The organism is Leptospira vanthielii serovar Holland str. Waz Holland = ATCC 700522, assembly GCF_000332455.1.
Taxonomy (GTDB): domain Bacteria; phylum Spirochaetota; class Leptospiria; order Leptospirales; family Leptospiraceae; genus Leptospira_A; species Leptospira_A vanthielii.
Map to the genome: position 1 here is coordinate 1 of NZ_AOGY02000053.1, position 4,508 is coordinate 4,508.

The 4,508-nt window shown below is 34.6% G+C and carries 6 protein-coding genes and 2 pseudogenes; all 8 read left to right on the top strand.

Annotated elements, in window-relative coordinates; all coding sequences use genetic code 11:
* Positions 1-262, top strand: a pseudogene (locus LEP1GSC199_RS12780) (IS91 family transposase); the annotation flags it as partial.
* Between the two features lie 320 nt (positions 263-582).
* Positions 583-894, top strand: coding sequence for a type II toxin-antitoxin system Phd/YefM family antitoxin (locus LEP1GSC199_RS12785; protein WP_002979772.1), 312 nt, complete (start codon positions 583-585; stop codon positions 892-894).
* 1 nt (position 895) lies between these two features.
* Positions 896-1,324 carry a PIN domain-containing protein gene (locus tag LEP1GSC199_RS12790; protein WP_002979771.1) on the top strand — a complete coding sequence of 143 codons (429 nt, stop codon included), beginning with the start codon at positions 896-898 and terminating at the stop codon, positions 1,322-1,324.
* A 306-nt stretch (positions 1,325-1,630) separates the two neighbouring features.
* Positions 1,631-2,215 carry a hypothetical protein gene (locus LEP1GSC199_RS12795; RefSeq protein ID WP_002983767.1) on the top strand — a complete coding sequence of 195 codons (585 nt, stop codon included), beginning with the start codon at positions 1,631-1,633 and terminating at the stop codon, positions 2,213-2,215.
* A 337-nt stretch (positions 2,216-2,552) separates the two neighbouring features.
* Complete coding sequence (locus LEP1GSC199_RS12800; RefSeq protein WP_002983759.1) at positions 2,553-2,771, top strand: hypothetical protein; 219 nt, start codon at positions 2,553-2,555, stop codon at positions 2,769-2,771.
* Positions 2,761-3,216 (top strand): PIN domain-containing protein, encoded by a 456-nt coding sequence (locus LEP1GSC199_RS12805; protein WP_002983756.1) that lies wholly within the window; start codon positions 2,761-2,763, stop codon positions 3,214-3,216. Before LEP1GSC199_RS12800 ends, LEP1GSC199_RS12805 begins: the two co-directional genes overlap by 11 nt.
* Before the next feature lie 670 nt (positions 3,217-3,886).
* On the top strand, positions 3,887-4,138 hold the full coding sequence (locus LEP1GSC199_RS21845; protein WP_232420774.1) for a transposase zinc-binding domain-containing protein: 252 nt from the start codon (positions 3,887-3,889) through the stop codon (positions 4,136-4,138).
* Positions 4,139-4,352: 214 nt separating this feature from the next.
* Positions 4,353-4,508: pseudogene (locus LEP1GSC199_RS22190) on the top strand (IS91 family transposase); the annotation flags it as partial.

Sequence of the window (4,508 nt, forward strand, 5' to 3'; positions counted from 1 at the left end):
ATTCTATAGCTCTGCTAGTAAGTCTAAGTACGATCTAGTAAAACAATTATTGGGGATAATCAGTAAAGAAGAAAATGAATCTAATATTAATGATGATTCCATTCTCGATGTTCAGCATAAATTACACAAATCTTGTCCTTTCTGCAATCAAAGGATGATTCTATTTGAAGAAGTTGACGAATTCAAAGTTCCGGATATTGTTTACATCAAATTTGGAAAGGATCCGCCTACGGAAGATCTTTTTACGAGGCTTGTTGCTTAACTTTGACTCAATATTGGACTATTAAATTCCTTAGTGAGAAATAACAAGCAGCAAGTCAATCTTAGCATAGGGCACAGCAGATAACAGCGTACGTGGAAACGCTTCGCTTCGGGACGAGCCCTCGCTTGGCCTCCGGCACATTCCTCTCCGTCACGCTTCTTGCTCCGCAAGAAGACGCGCCGACGCTAACGCCTGCCCTGCAGGCTCAGCTACGAGGAACGTCGTCTCCGCTAGTTCGTTATACGAAAGTTCCGAAAAAAAACTATCTAGAATTCAAAAAAAAGACTAGATAAAATAGCCACAGTAGACACAATTATAGTATGAAATCTGTCGGAATACGTGATCTTAAAAATAATCTAAGCAAATATTTGCATTTGGTAAAAGCTGGAGAAACTATAGTAATTACAGAACATGAACAAGTAATAGCAGAGATTAAAAAACCTGTGGAATTTTTAAAAGATTCAAATAAAAGAGTTTTTCTATATTTAGAAGAGCAAAGTAGAATTGGAAAAATTAAACTTGCTAAAAGAAATGGATCGCAAATTGAAACAATAGTCAAAGAATTCAATCATAAAATGCCGAAACTAGATTGGGAAAATATATATAATCAAACTAGGTCAGATCGTTTTTAATATGATTGTATATATAGATTCTAGCGTACTATTATCAATTATCTTCCAAGAAGAATCTCAGACACAATCAATAGAAATATGGAAAAAATCTAAAATCAGAGTAAGTTCTATATTATTAGAAGCTGAATGTAAAATTAGCATCAAAAGGACATTTCTACACAATAAAAAGAAACTAAATCAGACTTGGAAGGAAAATAAATTAACTGAATTAGGAAAGCTACTCGATGAAATAAGTTTAAAAAATATTGATTCTACTACCATCGATAATCTAGATAAAGAAGATACACTTTCTGGATGCAGAACACTAGATGCTTTACATCTAGCAACCGCTATGGAATTTCAAAATGAAATCGGTGATGAATTATATATATTTTCATACGATAAAGAATTTAATAAAGTAGCTTTAGAAATGGGCCTTAAAATTTTATAATCGGAACCTTCGTATAACATCGGGGAAACGCTTCGCTTCGGCACTGCCGGCCTCGCTCGGTCTGCGACACATTCCTCTCCGTCACGCTTTCTTGCTCTCGCAAAAAGCGCGCCGACGCTAACGCCTACTACGTAGGCTCAGCTACGAGGAACGTCGTCTCCCCTAGTTCGTTATGCGTAATGCCATAAACCTAAAAATTTATGAAGGAAATTTTTCTTTAGAAGATAATCGATTTAAATTAAAGTTAATCAAAAATAAATTTTGATTTTGAAGAAATTTATAAATAAAAAAAAAGACCAATTTTATATGAACGATGATTTTACATTAGACAAACTTGACAAAAGCATTCGGAGATTAATTCAAAGAGGATCGGAATTTAAAAAAACTAATGAATTTACTTCAATTGCCGAAAAAATTCCTACGAATCTGCTTGGAATAATCAACTCTCCTGAATTTAATATTTCTAAAGAAAAATTTAACCTATGGTTTCTACAAATCATAAAAGAAAACAAAATTCCAGATGAAATAAATGGACTTTATTTTGGTTTATTTGAAACAACTTTAAAAAAAAAATTTAAAAGTAAACAGACAATAGCTATTTACCTAATAGGTTCCTTTTCATGGGATCAAAATGATTCAGAATGGGCCTGCGATGAAGACTTTGTTCCTGATAATAAGTATCTATATTTAGAAATAATGGAAGATATTTATAATAATGTAAATTTCAACATTTACACTAAATGCTTTCTTGCTCTTGCTATCGTATTCCTATATTTAAAAGAATTTTTTGAGATACAATATAATCTGAATTTCGTTAAGAATAATAGCTTTAATATAGCGACTGGTTTTGACGATGGAGATCTCTACAATCTATTTAAAGTCAAAACGTAGAATAATGTATAAATTTATGGCACTACGCATAACATCGGCTAAACACTGCGCTTCGGGTCTTCGCCCTCGCTTGGCCTTCGGCACATTCCTCTCCGTCACGATTCTTGCTACGCAAGAATACGCGCCGACGCTAACGCCTACTCCGTAGGCTCAGCTCCGAGGAACGTCGTTTAGCCTCGTTCGTTAGCCGACATATGTGCAAATTCTACCTTTTACAATCTGAAAAATAAAAAAAAGTAAGAACCGTATGAGGAAATTGATCAGAAATTCGTTTACAGCAATAAAATAACAAATTTTCAATTTGACAAAATGCACGAAACTCGTGTATTCTATATATATGAAAAGTATTACTTTTAGAGCTGATGAAAGGGCAATTGAAAAAGCTCGATTAAAAGCAAGTAAGCAAAAAAGGTCACTAAATGACATTTTTAATGAATGGCTCCGTACTTATTCTGAATCTGAACCTAAAGATTTCGATCTAGATGGATATTTAAAAAAATTTGAATATGTGAAGATCAACAGAAAGATAACTCGTGAAGAAGCAAATGAAAGGTAAAATCTTCATCGATACAAATGTATTTATTTACTTCTTTTCAACGAAGGATTTTGAAAAAAAGGAAATCTCTTCAAATATCATAAAAGCTTCCTTTAAATCTGACAGATTCTGTATAAGCTACCAAGTCATCCAAGAATTTAGCAATGTAATGCTGACAAAAGGACAACCACCGATGAAAGGTCAAGATATTTCAAGTCTCATTGAAAAAATCTTAGATCCAATTTGTTCCTTTTTCCCAACAATTGAGTTTTACAAAAACGCTCTGAAGTTAAGAGAACAGAATAAACTATCTTATTATGATTCTTTGATTGCTTTGGCGGCATTAGAACTCGATTGCGATTATTTATTGTCTGAAGACTTTAATGATGGAGCAAAAATCAACAAATTGAAAATTATCAATCCATTTAATAAGAATAATACAAAATTACTAAATGTAATTCTATAAAGCACAAACGTCGGCTAACAGCAACTAACCGCTGCGCTTCGGGACGAGCCCTCGCTTGGGCTGCGCCACATAGGCTTCTGGCACTCCCCTTGCATCCGCAAGTGTCGTGGCCAGTCCCTAACGTCCCGTTCGGGACTCAGGGCCAGCCTACGTCGGTTAGTCTAGTTGGTTAATTGCAATTGGTTAATCCTCTTCAAAAAAACCAGCGCACAATTTTTCTTAAAAGGTGAGAGTCCAACTTTGCTCAATTCAATAATAGATCTTTATATCGGTTTTATTACTTTGTTAATGATTCAAGCGCTTTAAAGAAAAGAATAAGAATTAAGAGATTTATTTCGCTACATTTCCTATTATTTTTTCGTCACGGTTTGCATGATTCAAAAATGATTGTCGGGCTTTGAAGACCAAGAATAAGAAAGAAAATTTGCGCGCTGGGATTTCAAACACTTCGTATTATTAGCAAATACAACACAAAACCAACTGCAATTAACTACCGCTAACCACTTCACTTCGGGACTTCGCCCTCGCTTGGCCTGCGGCACATAGGCTTTTGTCACTCCTCTTGCTTACGCAAGCCTCGTGCCAATCCCTAACGCCTCCTCCAGAGGCTCAGGGCCAGCCTACGTTGGTTAGCTAGTTCGTTATCTGCAATGCCCTAGAACTTAATTCTATGAATGAATTCCAACAAGTATTATATAAGCAAATAGATAAGATTCAAGCTTCCAACCTGCCTACTCATGTTAAGAAGGTTGTTTCTGCTGTTGCTCTTTGTAGAACTAATGCCATGAAGGGAAGAGTCTATTCTTGTCCAAACGGACACTTCTCTATATTCATGAGAGAATCTTGTAACAATAGATCTTGTCCTACTTGCCAATCAGAAAACAAAAGAGAATGGAATTCTAATACAAAGAAAAAGTTCTAATTCTCCACATTATCATCTTGTTTTTAAGTTACCTTCTTTTCTATATCCATATATTCTTTCCCATTATAAAGAATTTATAGAAATCCTTTTCGAAGCTTCCTCTAATACGATTCACAAATTAATTAAATATTCTTTTGACTTAAATCCCTCTACCGCTTTTATCTCGGTTTTACACACTCATGACGCCACGTACCAGCTTCATCCTCATATACACATCCTTCTCAATTCTATTGCTCTATCCAAAAAACAGGACAAGATTCTCTTACTAGATCAGACTCTCTTCAAACTTGATAACTTCAATTCTATATATAACCAAATTCTAAAGAAAGAATTAATTCTTTTACATAAGAAACATCCTGAACTTGGAAAT

Coding starts and splice junctions, on each gene's coding strand:
- LEP1GSC199_RS12790 (WP_002979771.1), top strand. CDS start 896: ATGATTGTATATATAGATTCTAGCGTACTATTATCAATTATCTTCCAA.
- LEP1GSC199_RS12805 (WP_002983756.1), top strand. CDS start 2,761: ATGAAAGGTAAAATCTTCATCGATACAAATGTATTTATTTACTTCTTT.
- LEP1GSC199_RS12795 (WP_002983767.1), top strand. CDS start 1,631: ATGAACGATGATTTTACATTAGACAAACTTGACAAAAGCATTCGGAGA.
- LEP1GSC199_RS12785 (WP_002979772.1), top strand. CDS start 583: ATGAAATCTGTCGGAATACGTGATCTTAAAAATAATCTAAGCAAATAT.
- LEP1GSC199_RS21845 (WP_232420774.1), top strand. CDS start 3,887: ATGAATGAATTCCAACAAGTATTATATAAGCAAATAGATAAGATTCAA.
- LEP1GSC199_RS12800 (WP_002983759.1), top strand. CDS start 2,553: ATGAAAAGTATTACTTTTAGAGCTGATGAAAGGGCAATTGAAAAAGCT.